Raw genomic sequence first — 24,672 nt, 5'->3', positions numbered from 1 at the left:
GGTGCCCGCCCTCTGACGGGGCGGGCGCACCGGGGCCGCCGGGTGTGTGGTCAGCGCAGGTGGAGTGCGGCTCCCGCTTCGATCAGCAGGGCGCAGGCGGCGAACTCGGCGGCGGGGCGGCCCATCGGGTCGGGGACGTCCCGGTCGTGGTCGAGGTACAGGCGGATCTCGGCGGTGGTTTCGGGCCCGGCGATACCGCGGAGCTGTTCCAGGACGGAGTGGTCCATGGCGAGGACGAGGTCGGCCCAGTCGATCAGCTCCCGGGTGACCTGCTGGGGGCGGTGGTTCGTGAGGTCGTAGCCGAGGGCGGAGGCGGCGGCGGTCATCTCCGGGTGGGCTTCCTCCCACTTGTCGATCAGTCCGGCGGAGCGGACCTCGACCGCGTCGCCGCCGAGATCGGCGAGGATACGTCCGCCCAGCGGGCTGCGGCAGTAGTTGCCGAGGCAGACGACGAGGACGCGCAGGGGCGTGGCAGAGGCGGTCATCGGGCGTCTCCGGTGGTCAGGGCCTGGCGCAGGGCGGCGACGGTGTGGTGTACGCCGTCCTCGGTGAGGTGCTGGTGGAAGGGCAGGGTGAGGATGCGCCCCGCGACGTGTTCGGTGGCCGGCAGCGACCGGGTCCAGCGGGAGAAGGCGGGTTGGAGGTGGTTGGGCGGGTAGTGGACGCCGACGCCGATGCCCGCGCGGCGCATCTCGGCCCAGACCCGGTCGCGGTCGGGGACGGTGACGACGCACAGGTGCGGGACGGAGCGCTCGACGTCGACGTCGACCAGTTCGACGCCGGGCAGGTCGGTCAGCGCCTCGCGGTAGGTGCGCCACAGCCCGCGGCGCACGGCGGCGGCCTCCTCGAAGTGGGCGAGCTGCGCGGTGCCGATCGCCGCGTTCAGGGCGGACAGCGGGTAGCGGAATCCGGCGGCGGTGACCTGGTAGGTGGTGGAGGCGGCGCGGGTGGCGGCGGATTCCACCATGCCGAGCAGCCGCAGGGTCCGCAGCCGTTCGGCCTCGTCGGGGGTACGGGGGACGACCGCGCCGCCCTGGCCGCAGGTGAGGTTTTTGATCGGGCCGAAGGAGAAGCAGGTCAGGTGCCCGCCTGCCCCGACCTTGTGGCCGTCGTGGCCGTGGGAGCCGAAGGCGTGGGCGGCGTCCTCCACGACGGCGATCCCGCGCTGGTCGAGCAGGTCAGTGATCGGGGCGAGGTCGATGGCCCGGCCGCCGAACAGCACGGGCATCACCGCGGCGGTGCGCTCGGTCAGCGCCTGGCGCAGCAGGTCGGGGGTGGTGCACATGGTGGCGGGGTCGGTGTCCACGAACCGGGGCTCGGCGCCGGTGGAGAGGATCGCCTGCACGGAGGCGCAGAACGTCATCGACGGCACCAGCACCTCGTCGCCCGCGCCGAGGCCGGCGGCGACCAGCGCGGCGTGGAGGGCCGCCGTTCCGGAGGACACGGCCACAACCTCCCGCACGCCGAGGTAGTCGGCGACCTGCCGCTCGAAGGTCTCGGTGACGTCGCTGTGGCCGTACTGGCCGCTCGCCAGGACCTCGGCGATCAAGCCGAGTTCGGTCCCGTACAGGTAGGGGGTGGCGTTGCGCTCGACGCCGGGCCGGGCGGGGGTGGTGGGGGCGAGGGTCACTGCTGCTCCTGGAGGGCTCGGAGGGTGGAGGCATCGCCGGCGGTCAGCGTCTCGGTGTACTTGGTGAGGAAGACGTCGTCCCGGTAGGCGAGGCGGTCGTGGTCGACGGCTTGGCCGAACAGGCCGTTGACGGCCTGGGCGATCAGGTCCGCGCCGGCGGCCTCGGCGAGCGCGAACCCGCCGGCCACCCGGACGTTGACCTCGGTGATGACCACCGGTGCCGGGCCTCGGTCGGTGATGAAGCCCTGCACGCAGCTGAGTCCAGCCGCGCCAACGGCCGTCAGGGTGCGGCGGACCTGCTCGGCCACCCGCTCGTCGTGGAAGGTGACCGAGACAGCCGCGAGGCCGGCCTTCACCAGGCTGCGCCGGCGCAGCACCATCGAGGCCCGCCCGGCCCGGTCGACGAGGCAGTCCGCGGTGAACTCCTCACCGTGGACACGCTCCTGGACGAGCGGGTCGGGGACCAGCTCGCACAGCACCCGGGCCTGCTCCACGGTGGCGGGGAAGTGGACGTGCTGCGCGCCGTGGCCGCCGCGCGGCTTGACCACCAGTTCGGTCCCGTCGGGGATCTGGTCGAGTTGGCCGGGCAGCCAGCTGCGCGGGGTCGGCACCTCGTCCTCGGTCAGCACCTGGTGGAAGGCGGCCTTGTCGAGGCAGGAGTGCACCGCCTCGGCGGTGGGCAGCCAGACCCGGACGCCGGCGGTGGCCAGGGCCCGACGGGCTCGCAGGACGGGCGGCAGGTCGGGTTCGATGCCGACGATCAGGGCGTCCGCGGCGGTGTTCCGGCACAGCTGGAGCAGCGCCGCGCCGTATCGGGGGTCGTCGGCGCGCGGGGTGACGCGGGCGGTGACGTCCGGCAGGAGCAGGCCGGGGGCGAGGGGCTGGGCGTCGGTGGCGATGACGTGGTGGCCCAGGTTCTGGAGGCTGCGGGCGAGGTCGAAGCCGGGGTTGGCACCGACGCCGGTAACGACGATCCGCCGGCCCTCGCCCGGCCCCGCGACCTTGGTGTCGGTGGAGGTCATCGCGGTCACGACGCGGCCTGGGCGAGGTCGGCGGCGAGCGGGGCGGTGTGCTGCCAGAACGCCGGGTTGGCGCGGTACCAGGCGACTGTCGCGGCCAGGCCGGGTTCGAGGTCGTGGGCGGGCTGGTAGCCGAGGTGGGCGATCTTCGCCCAGTCCATCGCGTACCGGCGGTCGTTGGCGGTGCGGTCGGGCACATGCTGCCGCATGGAGCGGTCCGCACAGACGATCCCGAGCAGCAGAGTGGCGAGCTGGTTGGTCGTGAGGTCGTGGCCGCCGCCGATGTTGTAGACCTCGCCCGCCACGCCGTGGTCGAGGACGAGTTCGATGCCGGCGCAGTTGTCCTCGACGTGCAGCCAGTTGCGCTGGTGCCCGCCGTCGCCGTGCACGGTCACCGCCCGGCCCCGCAGCAGGTTGCTGACGAACCTGGGGATCACCTTCTCCGGGTACTGGCGGGGCCCGTAGTTGTTGGACGACCGGGTGATGCACACCGGCACGCCGTACGTCTCGAAGAAGGAGCGGGCGACCAGGTCGCCGGCGGCCTTGGAGGCCGCGTAGGGGATGCTCGGTGCGAGCGGCCGCAGTTCGGTCGCGGCCCCGGTCTCCAGCGACCCGTACACCTCGTCGGTGGAGACGTGGACGAACCGGCACACCCCGGACCGGCGTGCGGCCTCCAGGAGCGTGTGGGTGCCGGCCACGTTGGTGGCGATGAACCGTCCGGCGTCCAGGAGCGAACGGTCGACGTGCGACTCCGCCGCGAAGTGCACCACGGCCTCGTGGCGGCCGACCAGCTGCCCGACCAGGTGGGCGTCGAGGATGTTCCCGTGCACGAACTCGCAGCGGCCCGAGCCGCGGGCGAGTTCCAGGTTGGCGACGTTGCCCGCGTAGGTGAGCGCGTCGAGCACGGTCACGTGCTCCACGTCGTCCCGGCGGAGCAGGCGGTCCACGAAGTGCGAGCCGATGAAGCCGGCTCCGCCGGTGACAAGAACTTTCATCGAGATCCATCCCCTCTCGTACAACGGAGTTGGTCTGGGGCCGCGGCTGCCCGGCAGGCCGGTCGGTCGGTTTCCCGCGTTGCCCGGCCGGACCCCTGATGCGCCAACTACGCTAGGAATCAGGCATTGCGGGAAACACTCACCGGCAGTACGGGTAGCCGCGCCCTTCGCCGGCGGTAGTACCGCGCGGATGCACAACGACACACCCTCTGGCCGCCAGCGGGCAGAGGGTGACGCCGCGAGCTTCGTGAACTCCGCGGCGTAGGCGTGAAAGCCGCGAATACCCGCGCGAGGGAGGGGCTCCGTGTCCGCGAAAGCGCCGCCAGACGGTCTGGTCTCCGGCTACCTGCTGCGTCTGACCCGCGAGAGCATCCCGCGGACCCAGGAGGGGCTGGCGGAGGACCTGGGCGTCGATATCGGCACCGTGCAGGGCTGGGAGTCCGGCCGTCGCCCGCTGACGCATACCCGCGCCGGCGACTACCTGGACCTGCGCCGACGCTTGGCCCTGCTGGGGGCCGACCCGATGCTGCTCGCGCACAGCGGCGCGGCGCTGGACGCCGACCGCGTCCTGGCCGCTGTCCTCGACCCGCCCTCCGAGGCCAACCGCCACCCGCTGGCGGGGTGGGTCCAACCCCGGGACTCCGCCCTGCTGGTCGCCTGGGCGCTGCGCGGCACGCCTCCGCCGGCACTGGTCACCGTCGCTTCGCGGCCCAGGCGCGGCCCGGCCCGGCCCCCTGCTGCCCGCGGACGACCGCGTCCGCTTCTTCGCCAACCTGCGGGCCACCGCCGAGCGCGCCACGGCGGACGGGCACGGCGGCCTGCTGCACCGTCAGGCCCTCTACCTCGCCTCCTACGACACCGCGCCCGATGCCTCCGCCTGGTCAGAGCAGGCGCTGCGCGGTATGCGGCCTGCACTCGGCCGGCGCGGCTACAGCGCCCGCTCGATCGAGGCCCGTACCGTCGCCACCGTCGCCGCGCGCCAGGGCGATCCGGACCAGCTCCGGCACTTCATCTCCACCGCACTGCTGAACGACGAACGGGGCGAACTCGCAAATCTGTCCCACTGGGCACTGTGGCTGGGCGCGATGCCGGCCGACCAGACCGACGACAGCTTCATGCACCACCCGGACCCGGCGTCCTGGGATCCGATCCGTCTCTTCCGCGCCCTCGTCTCCTCGTTCCACCTCGCGCCCGGCACCGTCGACTTGTACGTCCATTCGATCAGCACCCTGCTGAACCTGCACCCGTGGCTGCCGCACGCAGCACCGGATGTCGCCCAGGCGTTCGACACATTCACGGCCGAGCTCCTCGACGGAAGTCTCATCTCCGCGACGTCCCGGCACGACCTGGACCGCCTGCGCTACGGTCGGGATGACGGGTGACATGCGATCAGGAGGACCCTGTGGTGCAGCTCGACGGTGACCAGGCAGCGGGCGTCGCCCGTCTCCTCTTCGAGGCCGGCTCCCTTCGCGCCCTGCCCCGCACCGGCTGGCGGCAGGACGGCATCCCGCTGTCCGCCGCCGAAACCGTCGCCGAGCACAGCCACCGCACCGCGGTGATCGCCGCGACCCTCGCCGCCCTGGAGGGAGCCGACCCGGCCCGCACCACCCTGCTGGCAACCCTCCACGACGTCCCCGAGGCCCGTACCGGCGACCTCACCCCGCTTACCCGCCGGTACGTGACCGCCGCCGACCCCCGCAAGGTCACGGCCGACCAGACCGCGGCGGCCCACCCGGCCGTCCAGGCTCTCTTCGCCGACGTGATCGCCGAGTTCGAGGACAGCGCCACCCCCGAGGCCCGCTGTGCCAAGGACGCCGACAAATTGGACTGCCTGCTGCGCGCCGTCGAGTACCGGGCCACCGGCGTCCCTGCGGTGCAGGGCAAGATCGACCGCTGCCGGGCCACCCTCACGACCGCGTCGGCCCAGCAGATCGCCGACGCTGCGCTCGCTCTCGACCCCACCGACTGGCAGTCCGCGTCGGTCTGACGGGCGATGGCGCCTACGCCGCCGTGAGCTGCTTGGCCATGGCCCGGTTCACCAGCGGGTCTCGGCCCGGAGCGTACGAGGGAATCGGCCGGTAGCCGAGGTGTTCGTACAGGGCGATCGCTGCCGAGTTGCGGCTGCCGGTCTCCAGGATGGCGCGTCGTGCGCCGAGCTCGTACGCCTCGTGTTCCAGGGCGCGAAGGATCCGGCTGCCGAGGGCAAGCCCCCGGGCTGCCGGGGCGACGTACATGCGTTTGATCTCAATGGTGGCCGGAGCGACCAGGTGCCAGCCGCCGCAGGCGAGCGCCTCGTCTTGGCCGTCTGGGTGGGCGATGAGGAAGAGGCCGTTCGGCGGCGCGAAGAGTTCCGGCTCGGTGGCCGCCGGGTCGTCGGCGAAGCCGTACATGGCGGTCTGCTCCGCGTGGAGGGCGGTGGTGAGGCGGCGAGCCTCGGGATGGTCGTAGGGGACGGCGGAGAGCGCGGCAGCAACGGGATGGACGAGACCAGTCGGCGTCATAGGCCCGATAGTGCCCTGTCCACTCGGTTCAGCGCATCCTTGCCGCTCGGCGACTTGATCCGGGTTCCGGCGTGCCGACGGATCCCGAGCAGCAGGTTGCGGCAGCGCACGGACTGGACTTCGGGCAGGTGGGCGGTGAGCCTTCCGAAGGTGGCGAGGGTGGCCTCGGTGTCGTGGGCGAGGAGGTGGGCCCTGGCGAGGTGGACACCGTGCAGGAAGGCGGAACGGGTGTAGCCGGTGGTGGGTCCGTGTGCGGTGATCGGTGACAGGAGGCTGTGCGCTTCCTCCAGCAGTCGGCGGCCCTTGGCGCCGGGGTTGGCTGCGGCCAGATCGACCAGGCCCTGCCCGCTCTCGGCGGCCACCTGGTCGGCGGTGAAGTAGTAGAGCGCCGGGGGGTCGTCGTCGCGGCGGTGCTCGAGGAACGCGAGGCAGCGGTCGGTGGCGGATCGGAAGGCGTCGATGCCGCCGGCGGCGGCGTGGGCGGTGGCGAGCCGACCGAGGGCGCGGGCCCGGACGGTGGGCAAGCTCTTGGCGGCCTTTTCGACGGCGGCCTCGGCGAAGCGGATCGCGGCCGTGGGGTTGCCCACCGCTGCGTGCTGGTAGGCGAGCATCCCGAGCACGTTGGCGACGGTGTCGTGGTCCGCGCTGGCCCGGGCGAGGCGGATCGCGAACAGCTGGTAGCGCTGGCCGGAGGCCGAGAGGTCGGCGTCGAAGGCCATCCACCCGGCGAGCTGGGCGAGTCCTGCGGCGGTGCGCAGGAGCCGGGTGCCGATGTCCGGCGTGTAGCGGCTGTTCTGCAGGAGCGACAGCACGCCGTCGAGGGCGATACGCACGTACCGCTGGGAGATGGCGCCCCCTCCGGCGGCGTCGTCGAGACGGCGCAGATCGGCGAGGTGGGATTCCAGCAGGGTCATCATCGGCGGCAGTACGTGGTCGTTGCCGCTCTCGCGGCTGATGCTGTGGTGCTGCTGCCGGTCGGCGTCCCAGACCGCGGTGAACAGGTCACCGGACGGACGGAGCGTCGCCTGGGATGCGGGCTCGGTCGCGTTCCAGGCGGTAGCGGTGGCCAGTACGGCGCCCAGCGAACGGCGCCCGACCAGGTCGTCGGTGACGGTCCGCTCGTCCCTGCCGGCGTCCGGCTCGGGCGTACCCCAGAGCATGGTCTGGGTGTAGGTCCGGCCAGTTCTCTCCGTCAGCACCGCGGCGACCAGGCGGCGGACCGTCTCAGAGCGTGGCACCGAGCCGCGGCTCCAGGCGTGGGCGGCGGTCAGGTCGAGTCGTCGTTCGCCCAGGCCCGCGAGCCGTCCGTTGATCTCTCGGACCAGATCGCGCGGCGACCAGTTGGCGTATCCGAGGGCCTGCACCAGAACCGCTCCGGGGCAGTCGCCGGAGGGGGCCGTCTCGGCCCCTAGCTGGGAGTCTCCGAGCGTCATCACTCGGCGACGGTACGTCAATCGAGCTGCTGAGTGTGCGAATTCGCGGCTTTTCGCGTCGACTGTGGGAAGTTCTCGACGATCGCGGCCTCCGCCTCTGCCGGTCAGCCGACCAAGGGTGTGTTCTTGTGCATCCACGCGGCACCACCGGCGTGGAGGAGCACGAACCCGTACTGCCGGTGAGTGTTCCCCGACTTCGCTGATTCCTAGCGTAGTTGGCACATCAGAAGCCCGACCTGGCGCCGGAGCGATTCCGATCTGCCCATCTGCCGAGCAACCGCGGTCGCGGCCCGCTGCCGGCGAGCAGGCGGCCCTCTGAGCTCCGGCTCACATCTTGCGGAAGGAGAACCATGGCAACCAATGTCAGGACGCGCAGCTCGGAGCTTGCGGCGGCGCCCTCGGCGGCCACGCTGCAGTTGGCGGAAAGCGCGGTCGTCGCGGGCCTGCGGAACCAACCTGCTCGCCACGGGCACCGACCCCGGGGGATCGGCCGTCGACCTGCGGCTGGACGCCGACATCGTGCTCCCGCAGGCCGTCGCCGACGAGGCAGCCCGCGCCGCCCACCTCCTCACCCGCCTCAGCCCTGCTCCCATGGGAACGGCAGCCGGCACGAACAGGGCGACGTCTAGGCCCAGTTCGCGATGCTCGGCGACACCCCGAAGCCCGTAGCACCCGAGCGGGCTGCCACCCTGACCGCCGCGATGCGCCACCTGATGCGCCTCGACACCTGGGCCCTCACTCGCGACACCACCCCGCTCGCCCACCACGGCGGCTGGGTCCACGCCTTCGAACAGGCCGGGCAGGACCTCGCCCGCCTCGCCCGCGACGGCCACCTCACCCGCGGGCTCCGGGCGGTCCTCGCGCACCACCTCCTCTTCCACGCCAACCGCGCCGGCCTGCCGGTCGACCACCAAGCCGCCATGGCCGCAAGGGTTGGACGCCGTCTTCCACTCCGACGAGGGCCCCGCGCGCCCTCGATGTCCACCATCCGCACCACTCCTGGGGTCACCCACATGACTACGCTCGGCAGCGACACCGCCTCAGCCGCCCCGACCGCCGAGGACCTCTGCGCAGCCCTCACCGTCCGGCTGCTCGACCAGGGCGCCATCCGCACCGCCGCCGTGGAGAACGCCTTCCGCACCGTACCCCGCGAGCACTTCCTGCCCGGCTTCCCGCTGGACGTCGCGTACGCGGACAACTCCACCTACACCAAGGCCGACGGCTCCGACACCCAGATCAGTGCCGCCTCCCAGCCGGGAATCGTCGCCCTGATGCTGGAGCAGCTCGACGCCCGGCCAGGCGAGAGGATCTTCGAGGCCGACGCAGGCACCGGCGTCAACGCCGCCTACATGGGCCGCATCGTCGGCCCGAACGGGCACGTCGTGGCAGTGGACGTGGACGAGGACCTCGTCGCCCTCCCCGACGCCCCCGGCGCCGCCGACCCGGCGGCCGGCCGCTTCGCACTGGAGCGCCCGATCACCATCGCCTGGGAGTAGCCGCCGTGCACCCGACCGGACCCGTCGCCCAGCGCTGCCCGCTGGTCTCCAGGATCCGGCCCGCGCGCCTGCCCCTGAACGCCCGTGTCGGCCGGCTCTACGAGCTGGCCGACACGGCCTCCCGGCAGGCGGACCCGGGCCAGGCATCCACTGTCTTCAGCCAGGCAGCGCTCCTCGCCTCCGATCTCGGCCTGCCCGACCACGCCCGCGAGCTGTGCCATCGCCACGCCGACCTCTACCTGCCCCAGGGGCCGCTCCCAGCGATGAGCGCCATCCGCGGCCTGGAGCCGCTCGTCAACCTCGCCCGCCTCCACATCCGCGCCGGCCGCCACCAGCGCGGCCACCAGCTCCTCCTCGACCTCTACCGCGCCGTCACCAGCGCCGCCGAGGCCGTCCTCGACGGCATCACCGTCCCAGGCGAGCTGACCGAGACCGGCCAGCAGCGGGCAGAGGTGCGGGCGTGGCTGTGGCGGGTCGTGATCGCCGACGGCACCCGCGCCGTCACCGCAGCCGGCCGCTGGAGCGAAGCCCTGCGCCACATCGAGGAACACCGCGGCATCGGCCGGCGCATCCTCGACGGCCGCCAGGTCGCCGTCCTCGCAGCCGCCACCACCGGCGGCCTGCCCGGTGCCCTCGCCCTGCTCGAGGACACCGAACCCGGCGACCCGTGGGAGGACGCGGTCACCGCCGTGCTCACCGCACTGTGCCGTCCCGGCGACCAGCAGGCATCCGACCGAGCGCTCAAGCACTGCCTCGCCTTCGAACCGGACGAGGGCCTGGCCGTCTTCACCAGCCGCCTCACACTGACCGTCCTCGACACCGCCGACCCCGACACGCCCGCCGCCCGAAACCTCCTCGCCCACCTGGCCAGCCGATCGAGTGAATCCGGCGACGGCTACGCACTGCGCGACCTCCTCACCCACGAGGGCGTCCGACGCCGTCTCGATCCGATTCAGGGCGCGGCACTCGAACGGGCTCTCGCCGCCTGCGCACTGGGCAACGCCGCTCTACCGGACGCCCTGCGGAGCCGATTGGAAGAAGCCTTGAAGCACGCGCGCGGAGTGCTCGAAAAGTCCCCGTTCGACCAGGGCTCGCCCGGAGGGAATCCACTTGAGCACCGCATTCGAACAGCACCATCATCAGTCACCTCCGCTCGTGCGAAGCCGTCCAACTCCTTTGAATGAGTGCGCACTTGTCGCGCCATCCGCCGACGGGCGGCTCCGCACGCTCGAACACCAGCCACGTCTGGAGGTCTTCGTGGACAACCTCACCAGCCACGCCGTCGGCATCACCACCAGGACGGAGCCGCCGACCCTGGTCGTCGGCGTCCACCTCCTCCTACTCGACGGCGACACCGTGCTGCTCGGCCGGCGCCACAACACCGCCTACGCGAACGGCCTGTGGCACCTGCCGGCCGGACACATGGAGCCCGGGGAGGCGGTCAGCCGCTCGATGACGCGCGAGGCCGAGGAGGAACTCGGCATCCTCATCGCCGAGGACGACCTCGCGCTCGTCCACACCCTGCACCACCTCGACGCCGACGACGGCCGCAGCCGTCTCCAGTTATTCTTCCGGCCCACCCGCTACGACGGCGAGGTCCGCAACGCCGAACCGCACAAGTGCGACATGCTGCGCTTCTGGCCGCTCGACCAGCTCCCGGCCGACACCGTGCCCTATACCGCCCATGCGCTCGGCGAGATCACCCGCGGCAGCACCCTGTCCACCGTCGGCTGGCCGGCATGAGCTCCCCCACCGCCCCTCACGACGTGGACCGGCTGCTGCGCGAGACCGCAGGAGCCTACGAGTTGCTGGGCGTGCGCTCCCACGACCAGGCCGGGCACCCGAGCGTCTGGGAGGTCGTCGGCGAAGGCGGGCGCCGCCTGTTCGCCAAGCGCCACAAGAACGCGCTCATGCACGAGCGGGAAACCACCGCCTACCGCCTGCTCGCACCGGCCCTCGGCGAAGGCCGGACACCTGCGCTGCTCGCCGAGGACACCCGGTCGCTGCTCGCCGTCACCTCTGCGCTTCCCGGTACCCCGGTCATCAGCACCGCCCTCACCACCGCCGAGGAGCGGGAGGTGTACCGGCAGGCCGGACAGCTCCTGGCCACGGTTCACGCGCAGCCGACGACCGGAGCGCCCGTCGTCCAGTACCTGCCCTGGGCCCAGGAGCGCGAACGGGCGCTGGCCCGCGCCCGCGACGCCCGCCTGTCGGACGAGGACATCGAGGTCCTGGCCGAAGCCACCCGCGCCGAGCCCCCGCCTACCGTGCTCGCCTACTGCCACGGCGACTTCGGCCCGCGGAACTGGCTCGTACGCCGCGACGGCGACCGGCTGTCGCTCGGGCTGATCGACTTCGAACGCAGCCACGTCGAGGCCCCGGCCCGGCGCGACCTGATGCGGGCCACGCTCCAGCTCACACCCCACCGGCCCGACCTGCGCGCCGCGTTCACCGCCGGGTACGGGCGCGACCTCACCCCGGAAGAGCGGGCGGCGTGCCGGGCGTGGGCCGCGATCGACTGCCCCGCGGCCCTGCGCTGGGCCCTGGACCACCACCGGGACGAGGAGGTCCTCGGCTACGCCCGGACCGTCCTCGACCTGCTACACGACCCGAACCCGGTTGCCTGAACACCCCTTTACCTCCTACTGGTTGGAGCATCCATGCAGTCCCTGCGCCAGGCTGTCTGCGTCATCGTCCACGACGACGAGGCGCGCAAGGTCGCCTGTGTCCACTACGCCAACGACACCTGGTCCACGGTCCCCGCCTGGACCATCCCCGGCGGCAAAGTCGAGGAGGGCGAACGCCTCGACGAGGCCGCCGCCCGCGAACTGCGCGAGGAAGCGGGCCTGGTCGTCGACCCCGAGCAGCTGCGGCTCGTCCACACCATCCAGGTCAAGGCCGGATGGGACGGCAAGGGCCCGTTCCTGCTCTCGGTCTTCGCCGCGACCTCGTGGCGGGGCGAGCTGACGAACACCGAACCGGACAAGCACCTCGCCGTCCAGTGGATGGACGCCTCCGCGCTGCCCACCCCCATGTTCCCCACCTCGCACGCCGCCCTCACCGCCTACCTCGCCGGCGACGGGCGAGGGTTCTCCACCTACGGCTGGGAAGCGTCGGAGGACCTGCGCGCCCTGGTCGGGGCCTGAGATGGTCGGCCGCCACCGCCTCCCGCCCACCGGCGAACAGGCAGCCCTGCCCGCCGACGTCGACCTGCGGCTGCTCGCCATCACTCAAGGCCGCACCGTCAGCGAGGAAGGCGTCGCCACCCTCCACGACCTCGGCTTCACCACCACGGGCGTCGACTTCTCCCAAGTCGCAGTCGCCACCGCCCAGGACCGGCACCCAGGGCTTGACGGCCTCGACTTCCGGCTCCTCGACACCGACCGCAGCGGCTTGGACCTTCTCCCGCCCGGCGCCTTCGACCTCGTCACCTGCCGACTCTTCCTCCCGTTCGTCGACCTCGTGCCGACCGACGCCTACGCACGCCACCTCCTCGCCCCCGGCGGCCGGCTCCTCGTCACCACCCCGCTCGCCGAACGCCAACGCGCCGGCTGGGAGTCGATCGGCCTGCGCTCGGCCGCCCTCGACCTGCTGCGCTCCTTCGGCTGGGCCGACGTGACCGAGTACCCGCTCGACGACCTGCCCTGCCTCCTGCTGACCACCCACCCCGCCCCGGAGAGGACCAGCCGATGACCCCGACCACCGCCGCCCGGCCCGCCGTACCCGAGGACGCCGACGAACTGCTGCGCCTGCGCGTCGCCGTCCTGGACGGCGGCCCGCTCACCGACGAATGGCGCACCACCTTCCGCGACGACATGCGCGAGCGCCTGGGCACCGACCCGAACCTGCTCGCCTACGTCGTCCCCACCGACCACGGCCTCGCCGCGTGCGCCATCGGCATCGTCTACCGCGGCTACCTCGGACCCGCCTTCCCCACCGGCCTGTGGGGCCGCATTCACACCGTGATCACCGACCCCGCCCACCAACGGCGCGGACACGGCCGCGCCGTCACCACCGCCCTCGTCGAAGCCCTCCAGGACCGCGGCTGCGGAGCGGTCGAACTGCGCGCCACCGCCGCCGGCGCGCCCCTCTACAGCTCCCTCGGCTTCGAGCCCCTCGACGGCTACATGGCGCTGCGCCCCGGCCCCGGCGGGTGGGTGCGGTGACCACCTTCGTCCCGCCCGAGCAGTTCGTCCCGACCCTGCCGCACGGCGTCTCCTACGCCGGCGTGTTCTTCACCGATCACGACGACCGGCCGCTACTGCTCACCTCCGTCCACCACCCCGGCGAGTACCAGTACCCCGGCGGCCTCCTCGACCCGGGTGAGGACCCGTGGCGATGCGCCCTACGGGAGACCGCCGAGGAGATCGGCTTCGTCCCCGCCGCCATCGACGACGCGCCGCGCCTGCTGCTGCTCTCCTTCACCCCGCCCGAACCGCCGTGGCCGTGGAAGATCGGCGTCACCTTCGACGGCGGCCGGCTCACCGACCGGGAGATCGAACGGATCACCCTCGACCCCGCCGAACACAGCGGCCACGCCGTGCGCACCATCGATGACTGGTCGGTGCTCGTCGGCCCGCGCCGCCTGCGCACCCTGCGGGCCTCGCTCACCGCCCGCCGCACCGGCCGCGCCGAGTACCTCGTCTCCGAGCCCCGTATCCCGGGCGAGAACGGATGACCGCCCCTGCCCGCAGTGTGCCCACGAAGGAGCGCGCTTGAAGACCCGCCCGCCCGAGAGCACGACCGAGACCGCCACGCAGGAGAGCATCTCCGCCAGCGAGAAGTTCCTGTTCGGCGGGCCGCTGCGCTACGACTACGGCTTCACCTCCCACGAGCAGACCATGCTCAAGATCAGCTTTCTCGCCGTCGCCCGCCAGATCCCCGGCATGCTCCGCACCGCCCTGCAGCTGGCCTGGCGCGCCGACCGCACCGCGCTCATGGTGGTCGCCCTCGCCGAGATCGGCCGTGCCCTGGCCGCCGCGTTCGGACTCCTCACCACCAACCGAGCCCTGGCCTCCCTCTTCGCCTAGAAGATCGCTGAAAATCTTTCAGGTTCTGGCCTCACCCGATCCGGGGTGAGGCCAGACTGCTGTGTGTGCAGGGGGACTGGGCTGGTGGGCTGGTCGGGCCGGATGTGTGGGAGACCTGCCGGGAGCTGATCCCGGCCGGGAGTGTGTTCGCGTTCCTGGCCGAGCATCGGGAGGCGTTGTTCCCGGGCTCGATGTTCGCGGACATGTACCCGTCGACGAACGGGCGGCCGAGCATGCCGCCGCAGGTCCTCGCGGCGACGGTGGTTCTGCAGAGTCTGCACGGACTGTCGGACTTTGACACGGTCCAGGAACTGCGTTGCGATCTGCGGTGGAAGGCCGCCTGCGGACTCGGCCTGCACGACACCGCGTTCGACCCCTCGTTGCTGACCTACTTCCGGCGGCGCCTGCAACGCTCCGGCGATCCGAACCGGCTGTTCACCAAGGTCAAGGAGGTCGTCGCGGCCACCGGCGTCCTCAAGGGCAAGCACCGGCGGGCCCTGGACTCCACCGTCCTCGACGACGCGGTCGCCACCCAGGACACCGTCACCCAGCTCGTCGCCTCGATCCGCCGGGTCATCCGCGACGTGCCCGGCGCGGAGCGGGTTGCCGCCACCTGGTGCACCGCGCACGACTACACCGACCCGGGCAAGCCCCGCATCGCCTGGAGTGACGAAGCCGCCCGCGCCGCACTCGTGGACGCCCTGGTCACCGACGCGCTCAACCTGCTCGGCCGCTTGCCCGAGCGGCAGCTCGACGAGATGGCCGCCGACGCGGTCGGCCTACTGGCCCTGGTCGCCGGCCAGGACGTCGAACCTGCCGACGATGGGCGCGGCGGCCGCTGGCGAATCACCCAGGGGACCGCCCACGACCGCATCGTGTCCACCGTCGACCCCGAGGCCAGGCACATCCACAAGAACCGAACCCGCCACCAGGACGGCTTCCGTGCCCACGCCGCGTTCGAGCCCGAGACCGGCCTGCTCACCGAGGTCGAGCTCACCCAGGGCAGCGGGGCCGACAACCACGAAGCGGCCGTCGCGCAGGACCTGCTCGCCGACGACACCGAAGACCTGACCGTCCTCGGTGACACCGCCTACGGCACCGGCGACCTGCGCGAAGCCCTCGAAGCCGACGGCCACACCCTGATCATCAAGCCTCCGCCGCTGAAGCCCGCCGTTCCGGGCGGCTTCACCACCGACGACTTCCACGTCGACACCACCGCAGGCACCGTCACCTGCCCGGCCGGCCACACCAAAGCCCTCGGCCGCCGCCTCGCGAACGGCAACCGCCAGGCCCAGTTCAAGACCCTCTGCCGCACCTGCCCACTGCGCGAACGCTGCACCCGCTCCAAGAGCGGCCGCACCTTCAACGTCCACCCCCAGTACAACCGCCTCAAAGCCGCCCGCCAGAACGCAACCGACCCCAACTGGCAGACCGAGTACCGCCGCTGGCGGCCACCGGTCGAACGAGCCATCGCCTGGCTCACCGCCCGCGGCAACCGCCGCGTCCCCTACCGAGGCGTCCTGAAGAACAACACCTGGCTCCACAACCGCGCCGCCGCCCTCAACCTCCGCCGACTGATCAACCTCGGACTCACCCACACAGGCCACACCTGGACCATCACCCCCGCAACCACATAGCGCAGGAGGGGCTGTCCCCAACCGGGACAGCCCCTCCACGAGCAAGATCTTCAGCAAACTTCTAGCCGTGCACTTCGCCGAAGCGAACTCCCTCCTCCAGTCGTTCCGTGCCTGTACGATCCCGTCACCGGATCGGCCGATGACGTTCCGCCACACAGCGATCCGCCACAACCGGTCCGCTTTCCGGCCCCTCTCACACAGACGACCGGCGGCTCAGCGGTGTTCGGGGTTCTCGAAGTCGAAGCGGCAGCCGGCGTCCCATTCGGAGCGCTGGTTGCCGTGGGCCGGGATGCCGCCGGCGTCCTTGAGCAGGCGGGCGAGGTGGAGCTGGTTCCAGGTCATGAAGGTGGTGTTGCGGTTGGTGAAGTCGTTCTGCGGGCCGCCGGATCCGGGGTCGAGGTAGGAGGGGCCGGGGCCGGCTTCGCCGACCCAGCCGGCGTCGGCCTGGGGCGGGATGGTGTAGCCGAGGTGCTGGAGGCTGTAGAGGACGTTCATCGCGCAGTGTTTGGCGCCGTCCTCGTTGCCGGTGATCAGGCAGCCGCCGACTCGCCCGTAGTAGGCGTACTGGCCTTCGGAGTTGAGGATCGACGAGCAGGCGTAGAGCCGCTCGATCACCTTCTTCATGACGGAGGAGTTGTCGCCCAGCCAGACCGGTCCGGCGAGGGTGAGGATGTCGGCGGCCATGACCTGGGAGTAGATGACCGGCCACTCGTCGGTCTCCCAGCCGTGTTCGGCCATGTCGGGCCAGACGCCGGTGGCGATGTCGAGGTCGACCGCGCGCAGGACGTCGACGGCGACGCCCTGGCGTTCCAGGATGCCGGTGCTGACGTCGATCAGGCCCTGGGTGTGGCTGCGTTCCGGGGAGCGCTTGAGGGTGCAGTTGATCACCAGGGCGCGCAGGTCGGTGTACGTCGTCGGGTCCGGCACCGGTTCCTCCTCCGTGTGGTCCGGGAGGCCGGTCCGTCGGCGGACTCCCCCGGCCCAGCCCATCAGGTCGGCGGTGGCGGCGCGCGTCGGGCTGGGCCGTCGGCCTGACCCGGTTCGGCCGAACGGGCGGTCGTGGGCGGGCCGCGCTCCCCGTGGGGTGACGGACGTCTTCTTCCGGTCGAATGTCTAGACCTCTGATCGGAGCACGTATCCGATGGGTAGTCAGAACAGTACCCCCACAGTGAACTTGGAGATCTCATGGCCATTCGTATGCGCTTTCGTCCCCCTGTCCTCGCGTTGCTCCTGTCCCTGGCCGTGGCCGGGTGCGGCTCCGGCGCGGGGAAGGGCGTGGAGGGCGGCGGCAAGCTGACGGTGTGGCTGGCCGTGGACGCCCAGGAGAGTTGGCCGGAATTGGTCCAGTCCACCAATGACCGTTTCGCCAAATCCCACCCCGGGGTCAAGGTCGAGGTCCAGTACCAGCAGTGGACGACGAAGAACCAGAAGCTGGACGCCGTCCTCGCCGGCAAGAACGTGCCCGACGTGGTGGAGATGGGCAACAGCGAGACCACCAACTACATCGTCAACGGCGCCTTCTCCACCGTCGACCCGGCCCGCTTCGACCAGTCGGACGCCTGGCTGCCGGCGCTCGCCGACGCCTGTCGCGCCAACGGCAAGACCTACTGCGTGCCCTACTACGTCGGGGCCCGGGTCGGCGTCTACCGCACCGACTACTTCGCCCGCGCCGGCGTGCCGGACGCACCGAAGACGTACCCCGAACTCCTCTCCGCCTTGGACCGCCTCAAGGCGACCTACGGCCCCGAGGACCCGAACTTCTCGGCCCTCTACATGCCCGGCCGCTACTGGAACGCGGCCATGGCCTTCGTGAAGGACGCGGGCGGCGAGATCGCGGTGAAGGACGGCGACCGCTGGAAGGCCTCGCTGTCCTCGCCGCAGTCCGTCGCCGGGCTCACCGAGTGGAAGCGGCTGATCGACACCTACTACGTCGGCGACCGGGCGAAGGACAACGGCGACCAGCCGGGCGTCGTCGGGCAGGGCCACGTGGGCGTGTTCTACGGCAACACCTGGGAGGCCGACTCGGCCACCGACGAACGCTCCGGCGGGGACCCGAAGTTGAAGGGCAAGTTCGCCACCTTCGCCTTCCCCGGCCCGTCCGGCAAGCTCCTGCCGCCGTTCCTCGGCGGCTCCACCCTCGCCGTGCCGGCCAAGTCGACGCGCAAGGAGCTGGCCGCCGACTGGATCAGGACGTTCACCGACCGGGAGTCGCAGAAGGGGCTGATCGCCGCGAACACCCTGCCCAACAACACCACCCAGCTGGCCGAGGTCGCCGCCGGCGGCATCAACGGGCCGTCCGCCCAGGCCGCGGCGACCGGGGGCTGGATGACCCCGTTCGCACCGGGCTGGACGTCGGCGGAGAAGTCCAACGTCCTGCCCGAGATGCTCGAACGGATCGCCAACGGCAAGGCGTCGGTGCAGGACGCCGCGCGCGAGGCGGACCGGCGGATCGACGAAGTGATCAATGAGCGCTGACCCGGTCCGGCGGCGCCGTCCGCTCCTGGCGTCGCTCCTGCCGCCGCGCCTGCTGCCCTACCTGCTGATCGGCCCGACCGTCCTCGCGCTCGTCCTGGTGCTCGGCTACCCGCTCGTGGACATGGTCGTCCTCGCCTTCCAGGACATGACCCGCGAGCAGCTGTTCAGCGGCGCGGCACCGCCCTGGGCCGGTCTGGACCAGTTCCGCCGGATCCTCGGCGACGGCTTCTTCTGGACGGTGGTGCTGCGCACCGTGCTCTTCACCGCGGCGTCCGTCGCCCTCACCGTGTTCTGCGGAACGGCGATCGCGCTGCTGATGCACCGCGTCTCCCCGTGGGTGCGGGCCGTCATCTCCGGGGTGCTGGTCACGGTGTGGGCGATGCCGGTCATGGTGTCCGGGGCGGTCTTCCGCTGGCTCTTCGACGCCGACTACGGGGTCGTGAACTGGCTGCTCTCCCGGCTGCCCGGGGTCGACCTGGCCCGGCACAACTGGTTCACCGACCCGTGGCAGGGCTTCGCCGTCATCGTCGCGGTCGTGGTGTGGGGCTCGCTGCCGTTCGCCGCCATCACCCTGCGGGCCGCGCTGGCGCAGGTGCCGCCCGAACTGGAGGAGTCCGCGGTGCTCGACGGCGCCCGGCCGTTGCAGGTCTTCCGGCACATCACCCTCCCGGTGATCAGGCCGGTGCTGCTCATGGTCACCACGCTGATGGCGATCTGGAACTTCGGCACCTTCAACCAGATCTGGATCATGCGCGGCGGACAGCCCGAGAGGGAGTACTACCTGCTGGGCGTCTACTCGTTCATCGAGTCGTTCGCCGTGAACCGGTACAGCGCCGGGGCCGCGATCGCGCTCGTGACGGTCGTGCTGCTGCTCGCCGGATCGGTCGTGTACCTGCGTCAGATGCTCAGGACGGGAGAGGTCGAATGAGACGGAAGCGGTCGTGGGGCCGCGACCTGCTCGGGCTGCTCGTCGCCGCGGTGATCGGGTTCCCGGTCTACTGGATGGCGCTCACGGCGTTCCGGCCCGCCACCGAAGTCCTCAGCCTGCCACCGAAGTTCTGGCCGGGCCGACCCACGCTGGACAACTTCGCCAGGGCGCTGGGGTCCGAGACCTTCTGGGCCAACGTCCGCTCCAGCGTCGTCATCGGCCTCGGCACCGTCCTGGTGTCCCTGGTCGTCGGCGCCCTCGCCGCCTTCGCCCTCGCCCGCTTCCGCTTCGCGGGGCGCAAGGCGTTCGTCGTGGTGATCCTCATCGTCCAGATGGTCCCGCTGACGGCCCTGATCATCCCGGTCTACCTGCTGCTGAACGACGTCGGGATGACCGACAGCCTCGGCGGCGTGATCCTCACCTACCTGGTGTTCACGCTGCCGTTCACGGTGTGGATGCTGCGCGGCTTCATCGCCGGGATCCCGGTGGAGCTGGAGGAGGCGGCCATGGTCGACGGCTGCGGCCGCCTCGGGGCGTTCCGCCGGGTGGTGCTCCCCCTGCTCGCACCGGGCATCGTCGCCACGTCCGTCTTCGCGCTGGTCCAGGCGTGGAACGAGTACGTCCTCGTCTACGTCCTGCTGTCCAGTCCGGACAAGCAGACGGTCAGCATCTGGCTGGTCTCCTTCCAGACCAGCTTCGGGACGGACTACGGCGGTCTCATGGCGGGCGCCACGCTGACCGCCCTGCCCGTCGTGGTGTTCTTCCTCGTCGTCCAGCGCCGGATCACCTCCGGCCTCGCCGTCGGCGCGGTCAAGGGCTGAGCCGCGTCCGGCGGACGCCTGCCCGAGGGACTGCCGGCCGGGGTCCGCGCGACCCCGGCCGGGCCTCCCCGGAACGCGGGCTCAGGAACGCGGGCTCAGGAACGCCGGCTCAGGAACGCCGGCTCAGGAACGACGGCCCGGGTCGACGGCTCAGGAACCCCCGGCCCGGCGGACGGTGAGCATGTCCTGGGTGTGGCCGATGGCGTAGCCGCCGGCGGACAGGGCGAAGTGCTCCTGGACGTAGGCGGTCAGGGCCGTACGCGAAGGGCGGGGGTCGAGGGCGGCCAGGTCGGCGACGTTGACCATGAACTCGGCGACGTCCACCGCCTCGGCCAACCGGGGCGTGCGGTAGTGGAGGTCGAGGGTCTCGAGGGCGTAGCCGTGCTCCGGGTGGCGCTCGCGCAGGCGGTCGGCGAGCGGGCCGAGGTCGTAGCGCACGCCGGTGAAGTGCGTGGCCATCCGCATGCAGGGGCTCTCCGGGTTCTGGAGCACGACCAGGAGGGTGCCGCCGGGGGCCGTCCACTCCAGGGCGCGGGTGACGGTGCCGAGCCAGTCCGCCTCGGGCACGTAGTAGAGCACGTGGGAGAGGTGGGCGAGGTCGGCCCGCTCGGGCGGGTGCGCCAGGTCGAGCGGCTCCGGGAGGATCAGGGCGTCGGGGCAGGCCGCACGGAGCTTCTCGCGCATCGCGGCGCTGGGTTCCACCGCGATCGTGCGCTCGAAGGAGCGGCCGAGGTAGGCGGTGGTGCGGCCGTCTCCTGCGCCGAGGTCCAGCAGGACCCGGCGGTGCGGCAGCGCGGCCACGACCTCGCCCAGCCGGGCGTGGGTGACCGGCTTCTCGTCCGTCCCGGCGAGGAACAGTTCGAACACCCGTCGGTACTCGGCGCTCGCCACGTCCAGCACCCGGACCGGATCCGCGTCCTTCGTGCTCGTCTCCACCTGTCGGCCTCCCCTGTTGACGGCGTGTCGGGTCGCGCCATTGCACCGCGTGGGCGCGGCGCGGGCGTGCAGGGACGTTCCTGCCCGCGTGTCGTCCACACCCCCGGCAGGCCGGGGCCCCGATTAATCGGTGGCCCAGGCTTCGCGGCCGCTCCTACAGTGTCCGCGGATCAAGAACGCCCAGGGAGCCGGACATGCGAGTGCACTACCCCCGGACGCCGCATCTGCCCTGGTCACCGGGCGCATCGGCGGACGACGTACGGACCGGGGACCTGTCCGGCCTGGCCGGCGCCGAGGTCGTCGTCACCGAGAAGCTGGACGGCGAGAACACCACGCTCTACCGCGACGGACTGCACGCCCGCTCGCTGGACTCCGCCCACCACCCGTCGCGCGCCTGGGTGAAGGGCCTCCAGGGCCGGATCGCCCCGCGCATCCCCGCCGGCCTGCGGATCTGCGGCGAGAACCTGTTCGCCCGGCACTCGATCCCGTACACCGACCTGGAGAGCTGGTTCTACGGCTTCTCGGTCTGGACGGGCGCGACCCGCGCGACCGGCGGGAGCAGCGGACCGGCCGGGAGCAGCGGACCGGCCGGGCCCGGTGGAACGGGCGGGCCCGACGGCCAGGACCGCTGCCTGGACTGGGACGACACCGTCCGCTTCCTGCGCCGCCTCGGCATCCCCACCCCCCGGGTGCTGTGGCGCGGCCGCTACGACGAGCGCTCCCTGCGCGCCCTGCGGTTGGACCTCGACCGGCAGGAGGGCTATGTGGTGCGGACGGTCCGGGGCTTCCCCCGGGCCGAGTTCGGCGAGCGGGTCGCCAAGTGGGTCCGCCCCCGGCACGTGCGCACCGACACCCACTGGATGCACGCCGCGGTGGTGGAGAACGGGCTCGCTCCGAGCTCCGCGCTCTGGGCCGCGCGCTCCGGTGCGCTGCCCGACCTCCCCGCCCTCGCGGCCGCCCTGGGCCTCCCCGAACTCTCCTGCCCGCCGGAGGAGTTGGCCGAGGTGTCGGCCCGGCTGGACGAACTGGGCCGGGGCGGCGACGCCCGGCTCGCCGGCCTGCTCGCCACCGCGCTGCGCACCGAGCGCCGCCAGTCGCTGGCACCGCGGCTGGCCGGGCCGCTCGGCCTGCGGCTCGCCCGGCGGGTCGCCGACCTGGTCGGGCTGCACCCCGCGCTCCACCGGCCGTACCCGGACGAGGACCGCCGTGCCGGGCTGGTCCGGCTCTCGGCCGCCGCCGACCTCGGGGTGCTGCACGCCGTCGCGGCGACCGCCGCCCCCGGGCGGGCGGAACGCGAGCTGGTCGACTGGTCGGCGCTGTTCGCCGAGGACGCCGGGTTGATCGACGGGGCACCGCTCGCCCGGCTGCGGGCCGGTCTGCGCGAGGCGCTGGCCGGCCTGGACGGCGACATCGCCGACCGCTGCTGGGCGCAGGCCCGCGAGGCGTACGCCCTCGGCCGGATCACCACCGCCGAGGAGGCGGTGGCGGCCACCTGGCGCCGGCGCGACGGCCGCTTCCCCCGGCTGCTCCACCTGTGCGGGCCCTCCGGCAGCGGCAAGAGCGGATTCGCCGCCGGGCTCACCGGCGTCACCGCCCGGATCAGCCTGGACGACCTGCGCGCCGCCCGGGGCTCGCGCGCCGACCAGCGCGACAACGCCGAGGTGCTGCGCGTCGGGCTGGCCCGGTTGGACGCCGCCCTGGCCACCGGCGGCACGGGCGCCACCGGCGGCACGGGCACCACCGGCGGCACGGGCACCGACGAAGGCACCACCGGCGCCGCCGGCCCCACCGCCGTCTGGGACGCCACCTCGCTCAACCAGCAGCAGCGCTCCCTCGTCCACGCCGTCGCGCAGCGCCGCGACGCCCTGGTCACCCACGTGGTGCTGGTGGTCGGTGAGGAGGAGCTGCGGCGCCGCAACGCCGTCCGGCCGCACCCGGTGCCCCCGGACGTGCTCACCGCCCAGCTGCACCGCTTCGGCCCGCCGTACCCCGGCCAGGCGCACCGCACCTGGTACGTCGGCCCCGGTGGCGCCGTGGAGGACACCGCGGGCACGCTCGACGAGCAGGAGGACTGATGCGCCCCATCGAACAGATCTGCCAGCGCATCCGCTGGGACGCCCGGTTCGACCCGGCGCGGTTCACCCTCGGTGTGCGCCAGCGCGACGACCGCACCGAGCGCGTCCCGCTGGAGGCCTTCGCCACCTCCGGCGAGATCCCCTGGCACCGGGTGCACTGGGTCGAGGCGGACGGGCTGCGGGTCTGGGACCGCGCCTCGGGCGTGGACCTGCTCGACAGCACCGAGGCCGGGCGCCGCACCGACCCGCCCCGGCTGCCCGCTCCCTTCTTCACCCCGACCACCCCGTACGCCTGGCACCCGGACGGCGGCTGGAGGCCCACCGAGCCCGTTCCGGCCACCGCGACCACCCGGGACGTCCCGACGGCCGCCGCCCTGCGCGTGGTCACCTGGAACGCCCTGTGGGACCGCTACGACGCCGACCGGATCGACACCGCCCGGCGCCGACCGCTGCTGCTCGCCGAGCTGGCGGCGGCCGGTGCCGACGTCATCGCCCTGCAGGAGGTCGAGCCCGCGCTGGTCGCCCTGCTGCTGGCGGCGCCCTGGGTCCGCGCCGGGTACACCCTGGGCGCCGACCCCCTGGGGCCGGAGATCGACGACCACGGTCTGCTGCTGCTCAGCCGGCTGCCGGTACTGGCGGCCGGACGCCACACGCTGGGCCCCCACAAGGCCGTCACCGCCCTCGCGCTGCGGACCGCCGGCGCCCCGCTGACCGTCGCCGCCGTTCACCTCAGCAGCGACCACTCCCCGGACGGAGCCGGCCGCCGCCGGGCCGAACTCGCCGGACTGGCCGAGGGGTTGGCGGGCGTCGAGGGCGAGCTGCTGCTGCTCGGGGACTTCAACGACGGCCGCTCCGGCCCGGCCGGCCCGGCCGCCGCGCTCGGCCTGCGGGACACCTGGACCGAGGTGCACGGGCCGGCCGACGACACGCCGACCTTCGACCCGACGGCCAACCCGCTCGCCGCGGTCTCCTCGCTGAGCGGCCGCCCGGGCCGGCTGGACCGCGTCCTGCACCGCGGCGACGGCACCCGCGCCACCGCGGCCGCCCTGCTCGGCGACCGCCCGGCCGAGGACGGGATCCTCCCCTCCGACCACTACGGCGTGACCGTGGACCTCGTCCTCCTCCCCGACCACGACGGTCCCGGGACCGGGACCGGGACCGGAAGCGGCCACGCCCACGGCCACGGCCACCAGGACGGCGACGGCGCACCCGGGGTCCTCGACGCCGCGCCCACCACTCGCACCGCCGTCGCCTGGCTGCCGCCCGAGGAGCACCGGCCGCCGATCCAACGGCTGCGCGAGGCGTACGACCCCCAGCTGCGCCGCTGGCCCCCGCACGTCAACCTGCTGTTCGGCTTCGTCCCGGAGGCCGAGTTCGACCGCGCCCTGCCGCTGCTGGGCGCGGCCGCCGCCGAGGTGGCGCCGTTCACCGCGCGGCTGGAGGGCGTGCACACCTTCGGCCACCGCGAGGACGCCACCGTCTGGCTGGACCCGGCCGCCGCCTCCCCCGCGCCCTGGGCGGCACTGCGGCACGCGCTGGAGCGGCGCTTCCCCCGCTGCCGCGGCCGGGCGAGCGGCTTCACCCCGCACCTGACCCTCGGACGCGCCGACGACCCGCAGCGCGTGGCCGCCGACTGCGCGGCCCGGCTCGACACGGCCCGGCTCAGTGCCGCCCCGGCCCGGGTCGGCGATCTGGT

At 72.7% G+C, this 24,672-nt stretch carries 25 protein-coding genes and 1 pseudogene; 18 read left to right on the top strand and 8 right to left on the bottom strand.

Features of this window, described 5'->3' with window-relative positions; all coding sequences use genetic code 11:
• Positions 1–50 precede the first annotated feature (50 nt).
• The 4 genes from AB0E96_RS12245 to rfbB are packed head-to-tail and all read right to left on the bottom strand — an operon-like array spanning position 51 to position 3,644.
• A complete protein-coding gene (locus AB0E96_RS12245) occupies positions 51–485 on the bottom strand; it encodes a low molecular weight protein-tyrosine-phosphatase (protein ID WP_359821853.1) in 435 nt (144 codons plus the stop codon).
• Positions 482–1,630: a DegT/DnrJ/EryC1/StrS family aminotransferase gene (locus AB0E96_RS12240; protein ID WP_359821851.1), complete on the bottom strand. Its 1,149-nt coding sequence runs from the start codon at positions 1,628–1,630 to the stop codon at positions 482–484. The genes AB0E96_RS12245 and AB0E96_RS12240 overlap by 4 nt, the downstream gene beginning before the upstream one ends.
• Positions 1,627–2,652 carry an ATP-grasp domain-containing protein gene (locus AB0E96_RS12235; protein WP_359821849.1) on the bottom strand — a complete coding sequence of 342 codons (1,026 nt, stop codon included), beginning with the start codon at positions 2,650–2,652 and terminating at the stop codon, positions 1,627–1,629. The genes AB0E96_RS12240 and AB0E96_RS12235 overlap by 4 nt, the downstream gene beginning before the upstream one ends.
• Positions 2,653–2,657: 5 nt before the next feature.
• Positions 2,658–3,644, bottom strand: a complete 987-nt coding sequence (gene rfbB, locus AB0E96_RS12230; RefSeq protein ID WP_359821846.1) for a dTDP-glucose 4,6-dehydratase — start codon at positions 3,642–3,644, stop codon at positions 2,658–2,660.
• Between the two features lie 902 nt (positions 3,645–4,546).
• On the opposite strand from rfbB, the gene AB0E96_RS12225 reads away from it, so the two are divergent.
• Positions 4,547–5,026: a hypothetical protein gene (locus AB0E96_RS12225; protein ID WP_359821843.1), complete on the top strand. Its 480-nt coding sequence runs from the start codon at positions 4,547–4,549 to the stop codon at positions 5,024–5,026.
• Positions 5,027–5,046: 20 nt separating this feature from the next.
• On the top strand, positions 5,047–5,631 hold the full coding sequence (locus AB0E96_RS12220) for an HD domain-containing protein (RefSeq protein WP_359821841.1): 585 nt from the start codon (positions 5,047–5,049) through the stop codon (positions 5,629–5,631).
• A 13-nt stretch (positions 5,632–5,644) separates the two neighbouring features.
• Here the strand turns inward: AB0E96_RS12220 and AB0E96_RS12215 are convergent, their stop codons facing one another.
• Positions 5,645–6,145, bottom strand: a complete 501-nt coding sequence (locus AB0E96_RS12215; RefSeq protein WP_359821839.1) for a GNAT family N-acetyltransferase — start codon at positions 6,143–6,145, stop codon at positions 5,645–5,647.
• Positions 6,142–7,578 carry a hypothetical protein gene (locus tag AB0E96_RS12210; protein ID WP_359821836.1) on the bottom strand — a complete coding sequence of 479 codons (1,437 nt, stop codon included), beginning with the start codon at positions 7,576–7,578 and terminating at the stop codon, positions 6,142–6,144. The genes AB0E96_RS12215 and AB0E96_RS12210 overlap by 4 nt, the downstream gene beginning before the upstream one ends.
• A 489-nt stretch (positions 7,579–8,067) precedes the next feature.
• Between AB0E96_RS12210 and AB0E96_RS12205 the strand changes: the two are divergent.
• From AB0E96_RS12205 to AB0E96_RS12155, 11 genes and pseudogenes are all read left to right on the top strand, one after another.
• Positions 8,068–8,184, top strand: a pseudogene (locus AB0E96_RS12205) (lantibiotic dehydratase); the annotation flags it as partial.
• Positions 8,185–8,219: 35 nt separating this feature from the next.
• Complete coding sequence (locus tag AB0E96_RS12200; RefSeq protein ID WP_359821833.1) at positions 8,220–9,074, top strand: hypothetical protein; 855 nt, start codon at positions 8,220–8,222, stop codon at positions 9,072–9,074.
• 5 nt (positions 9,075–9,079) lie between these two features.
• Positions 9,080–10,258, top strand: coding sequence for a hypothetical protein (locus tag AB0E96_RS12195; protein ID WP_359821831.1), 1,179 nt, complete (start codon positions 9,080–9,082; stop codon positions 10,256–10,258).
• Positions 10,259–10,331: 73 nt separating this feature from the next.
• Complete coding sequence (locus AB0E96_RS12190) at positions 10,332–10,817, top strand: NUDIX domain-containing protein (RefSeq protein WP_359821828.1); 486 nt, start codon at positions 10,332–10,334, stop codon at positions 10,815–10,817.
• Positions 10,814–11,701 carry an aminoglycoside phosphotransferase family protein gene (locus AB0E96_RS12185; RefSeq protein ID WP_359821826.1) on the top strand — a complete coding sequence of 296 codons (888 nt, stop codon included), beginning with the start codon at positions 10,814–10,816 and terminating at the stop codon, positions 11,699–11,701. The genes AB0E96_RS12190 and AB0E96_RS12185 overlap by 4 nt, the downstream gene beginning before the upstream one ends.
• Positions 11,702–11,734: 33 nt before the next feature.
• Complete coding sequence (locus AB0E96_RS12180) at positions 11,735–12,220, top strand: NUDIX domain-containing protein (protein ID WP_359821824.1); 486 nt, start codon at positions 11,735–11,737, stop codon at positions 12,218–12,220.
• A gap of 1 nt (position 12,221) precedes the next feature.
• Positions 12,222–12,767: a class I SAM-dependent methyltransferase gene (locus AB0E96_RS12175; protein WP_359821822.1), complete on the top strand. Its 546-nt coding sequence runs from the start codon at positions 12,222–12,224 to the stop codon at positions 12,765–12,767.
• Positions 12,764–13,240: a GNAT family N-acetyltransferase gene (locus tag AB0E96_RS12170; protein WP_359821820.1), complete on the top strand. Its 477-nt coding sequence runs from the start codon at positions 12,764–12,766 to the stop codon at positions 13,238–13,240. The genes AB0E96_RS12175 and AB0E96_RS12170 overlap by 4 nt, the downstream gene beginning before the upstream one ends.
• Positions 13,237–13,752: an NUDIX domain-containing protein gene (locus tag AB0E96_RS12165; RefSeq protein WP_359821817.1), complete on the top strand. Its 516-nt coding sequence runs from the start codon at positions 13,237–13,239 to the stop codon at positions 13,750–13,752. The genes AB0E96_RS12170 and AB0E96_RS12165 overlap by 4 nt, the downstream gene beginning before the upstream one ends.
• A gap of 37 nt (positions 13,753–13,789) precedes the next feature.
• Positions 13,790–14,104, top strand: a complete 315-nt coding sequence (locus tag AB0E96_RS12160; protein WP_359821815.1) for a hypothetical protein — start codon at positions 13,790–13,792, stop codon at positions 14,102–14,104.
• 65 nt (positions 14,105–14,169) lie between these two features.
• Positions 14,170–15,741: an IS1182 family transposase gene (locus AB0E96_RS12155; RefSeq protein ID WP_359821813.1), complete on the top strand. Its 1,572-nt coding sequence runs from the start codon at positions 14,170–14,172 to the stop codon at positions 15,739–15,741.
• 213 nt (positions 15,742–15,954) lie between these two features.
• On the opposite strand, the gene AB0E96_RS12150 is transcribed toward AB0E96_RS12155, so the two are convergent.
• Positions 15,955–16,668 (bottom strand): flavodoxin family protein, encoded by a 714-nt coding sequence (locus tag AB0E96_RS12150; RefSeq protein ID WP_359821810.1) that lies wholly within the window; start codon positions 16,666–16,668, stop codon positions 15,955–15,957.
• Between the two features lie 258 nt (positions 16,669–16,926).
• Between AB0E96_RS12150 and AB0E96_RS12145 the strand changes: the two genes are divergently transcribed.
• From AB0E96_RS12145 to AB0E96_RS12135, 3 genes are read left to right on the top strand one after another with little or no spacing between them, the layout of a single operon-like run.
• On the top strand, positions 16,927–18,216 hold the full coding sequence (locus AB0E96_RS12145; protein WP_359821807.1) for an extracellular solute-binding protein: 1,290 nt from the start codon (positions 16,927–16,929) through the stop codon (positions 18,214–18,216).
• A complete protein-coding gene (locus tag AB0E96_RS12140) occupies positions 18,206–19,144 on the top strand; it encodes a sugar ABC transporter permease (RefSeq protein ID WP_359821804.1) in 939 nt (312 codons plus the stop codon). The genes AB0E96_RS12145 and AB0E96_RS12140 overlap by 11 nt, the downstream gene beginning before the upstream one ends.
• Positions 19,141–19,965, top strand: a complete 825-nt coding sequence (locus tag AB0E96_RS12135) for a carbohydrate ABC transporter permease (RefSeq protein ID WP_359821802.1) — start codon at positions 19,141–19,143, stop codon at positions 19,963–19,965. Before AB0E96_RS12140 ends, AB0E96_RS12135 begins: the two co-directional genes overlap by 4 nt.
• Positions 19,966–20,115: 150 nt before the next feature.
• Here AB0E96_RS12135 and AB0E96_RS12130 read toward each other — a convergent pair whose 3' ends face one another.
• The gene (locus tag AB0E96_RS12130; protein WP_359821801.1) at positions 20,116–20,901 is read right to left on the bottom strand and encodes a methyltransferase domain-containing protein; all 786 of its coding nucleotides are present in this window, start codon (positions 20,899–20,901) and stop codon (positions 20,116–20,118) included.
• Between the two features lie 194 nt (positions 20,902–21,095).
• On the opposite strand from AB0E96_RS12130, the gene AB0E96_RS12125 reads away from it, so the two are divergent.
• Positions 21,096–22,976: an RNA ligase family protein gene (locus tag AB0E96_RS12125; protein WP_359821798.1), complete on the top strand. Its 1,881-nt coding sequence runs from the start codon at positions 21,096–21,098 to the stop codon at positions 22,974–22,976.
• The coding region (locus tag AB0E96_RS12120; RefSeq protein ID WP_359821795.1) for an RNA repair domain-containing protein at positions 22,976–24,672 on the top strand (1,697 nt) is incomplete at its 3' end. The genes AB0E96_RS12125 and AB0E96_RS12120, both read left to right, overlap by 1 nt.

It is taken from the genome of Kitasatospora sp. NPDC036755, assembly GCF_040636595.1.
In the GTDB taxonomy this organism is placed as follows: domain Bacteria; phylum Actinomycetota; class Actinomycetes; order Streptomycetales; family Streptomycetaceae; genus Kitasatospora.
The sequence above is the reverse complement of the archived record's forward strand: the minus strand, read 5'-3'. Positions and strand labels throughout refer to the sequence as shown.

Bases quoted from the DNA above. Each gene is read 5' to 3' on its own strand.
- AB0E96_RS12245 (WP_359821853.1), bottom strand. From the start codon at position 485: ATGACCGCCTCTGCCACGCCCCTGCGCGTCCTCGTCGTCTGCCTCGGC.
- AB0E96_RS12235 (WP_359821849.1), bottom strand. From the start codon at position 2,652: ATGACCTCCACCGACACCAAGGTCGCGGGGCCGGGCGAGGGCCGGCGG.
- rfbB (WP_359821846.1), bottom strand. From the start codon at position 3,644: ATGAAAGTTCTTGTCACCGGCGGAGCCGGCTTCATCGGCTCGCACTTC.
- AB0E96_RS12225 (WP_359821843.1), top strand. From the start codon at position 4,547: ATGCGGCCTGCACTCGGCCGGCGCGGCTACAGCGCCCGCTCGATCGAG.
- AB0E96_RS12215 (WP_359821839.1), bottom strand. From the start codon at position 6,145: ATGACGCCGACTGGTCTCGTCCATCCCGTTGCTGCCGCGCTCTCCGCC.
- AB0E96_RS12210 (WP_359821836.1), bottom strand. From the start codon at position 7,578: ATGACGCTCGGAGACTCCCAGCTAGGGGCCGAGACGGCCCCCTCCGGC.
- AB0E96_RS12200 (WP_359821833.1), top strand. From the start codon at position 8,220: ATGCTCGGCGACACCCCGAAGCCCGTAGCACCCGAGCGGGCTGCCACC.
- AB0E96_RS12185 (WP_359821826.1), top strand. From the start codon at position 10,814: ATGAGCTCCCCCACCGCCCCTCACGACGTGGACCGGCTGCTGCGCGAG.
- AB0E96_RS12180 (WP_359821824.1), top strand. From the start codon at position 11,735: ATGCAGTCCCTGCGCCAGGCTGTCTGCGTCATCGTCCACGACGACGAG.
- AB0E96_RS12175 (WP_359821822.1), top strand. From the start codon at position 12,222: ATGGTCGGCCGCCACCGCCTCCCGCCCACCGGCGAACAGGCAGCCCTG.
- AB0E96_RS12170 (WP_359821820.1), top strand. From the start codon at position 12,764: ATGACCCCGACCACCGCCGCCCGGCCCGCCGTACCCGAGGACGCCGAC.
- AB0E96_RS12145 (WP_359821807.1), top strand. From the start codon at position 16,927: ATGGCCATTCGTATGCGCTTTCGTCCCCCTGTCCTCGCGTTGCTCCTG.
- AB0E96_RS12140 (WP_359821804.1), top strand. From the start codon at position 18,206: ATGAGCGCTGACCCGGTCCGGCGGCGCCGTCCGCTCCTGGCGTCGCTC.
- AB0E96_RS12135 (WP_359821802.1), top strand. From the start codon at position 19,141: ATGAGACGGAAGCGGTCGTGGGGCCGCGACCTGCTCGGGCTGCTCGTC.
- AB0E96_RS12125 (WP_359821798.1), top strand. From the start codon at position 21,096: ATGCGAGTGCACTACCCCCGGACGCCGCATCTGCCCTGGTCACCGGGC.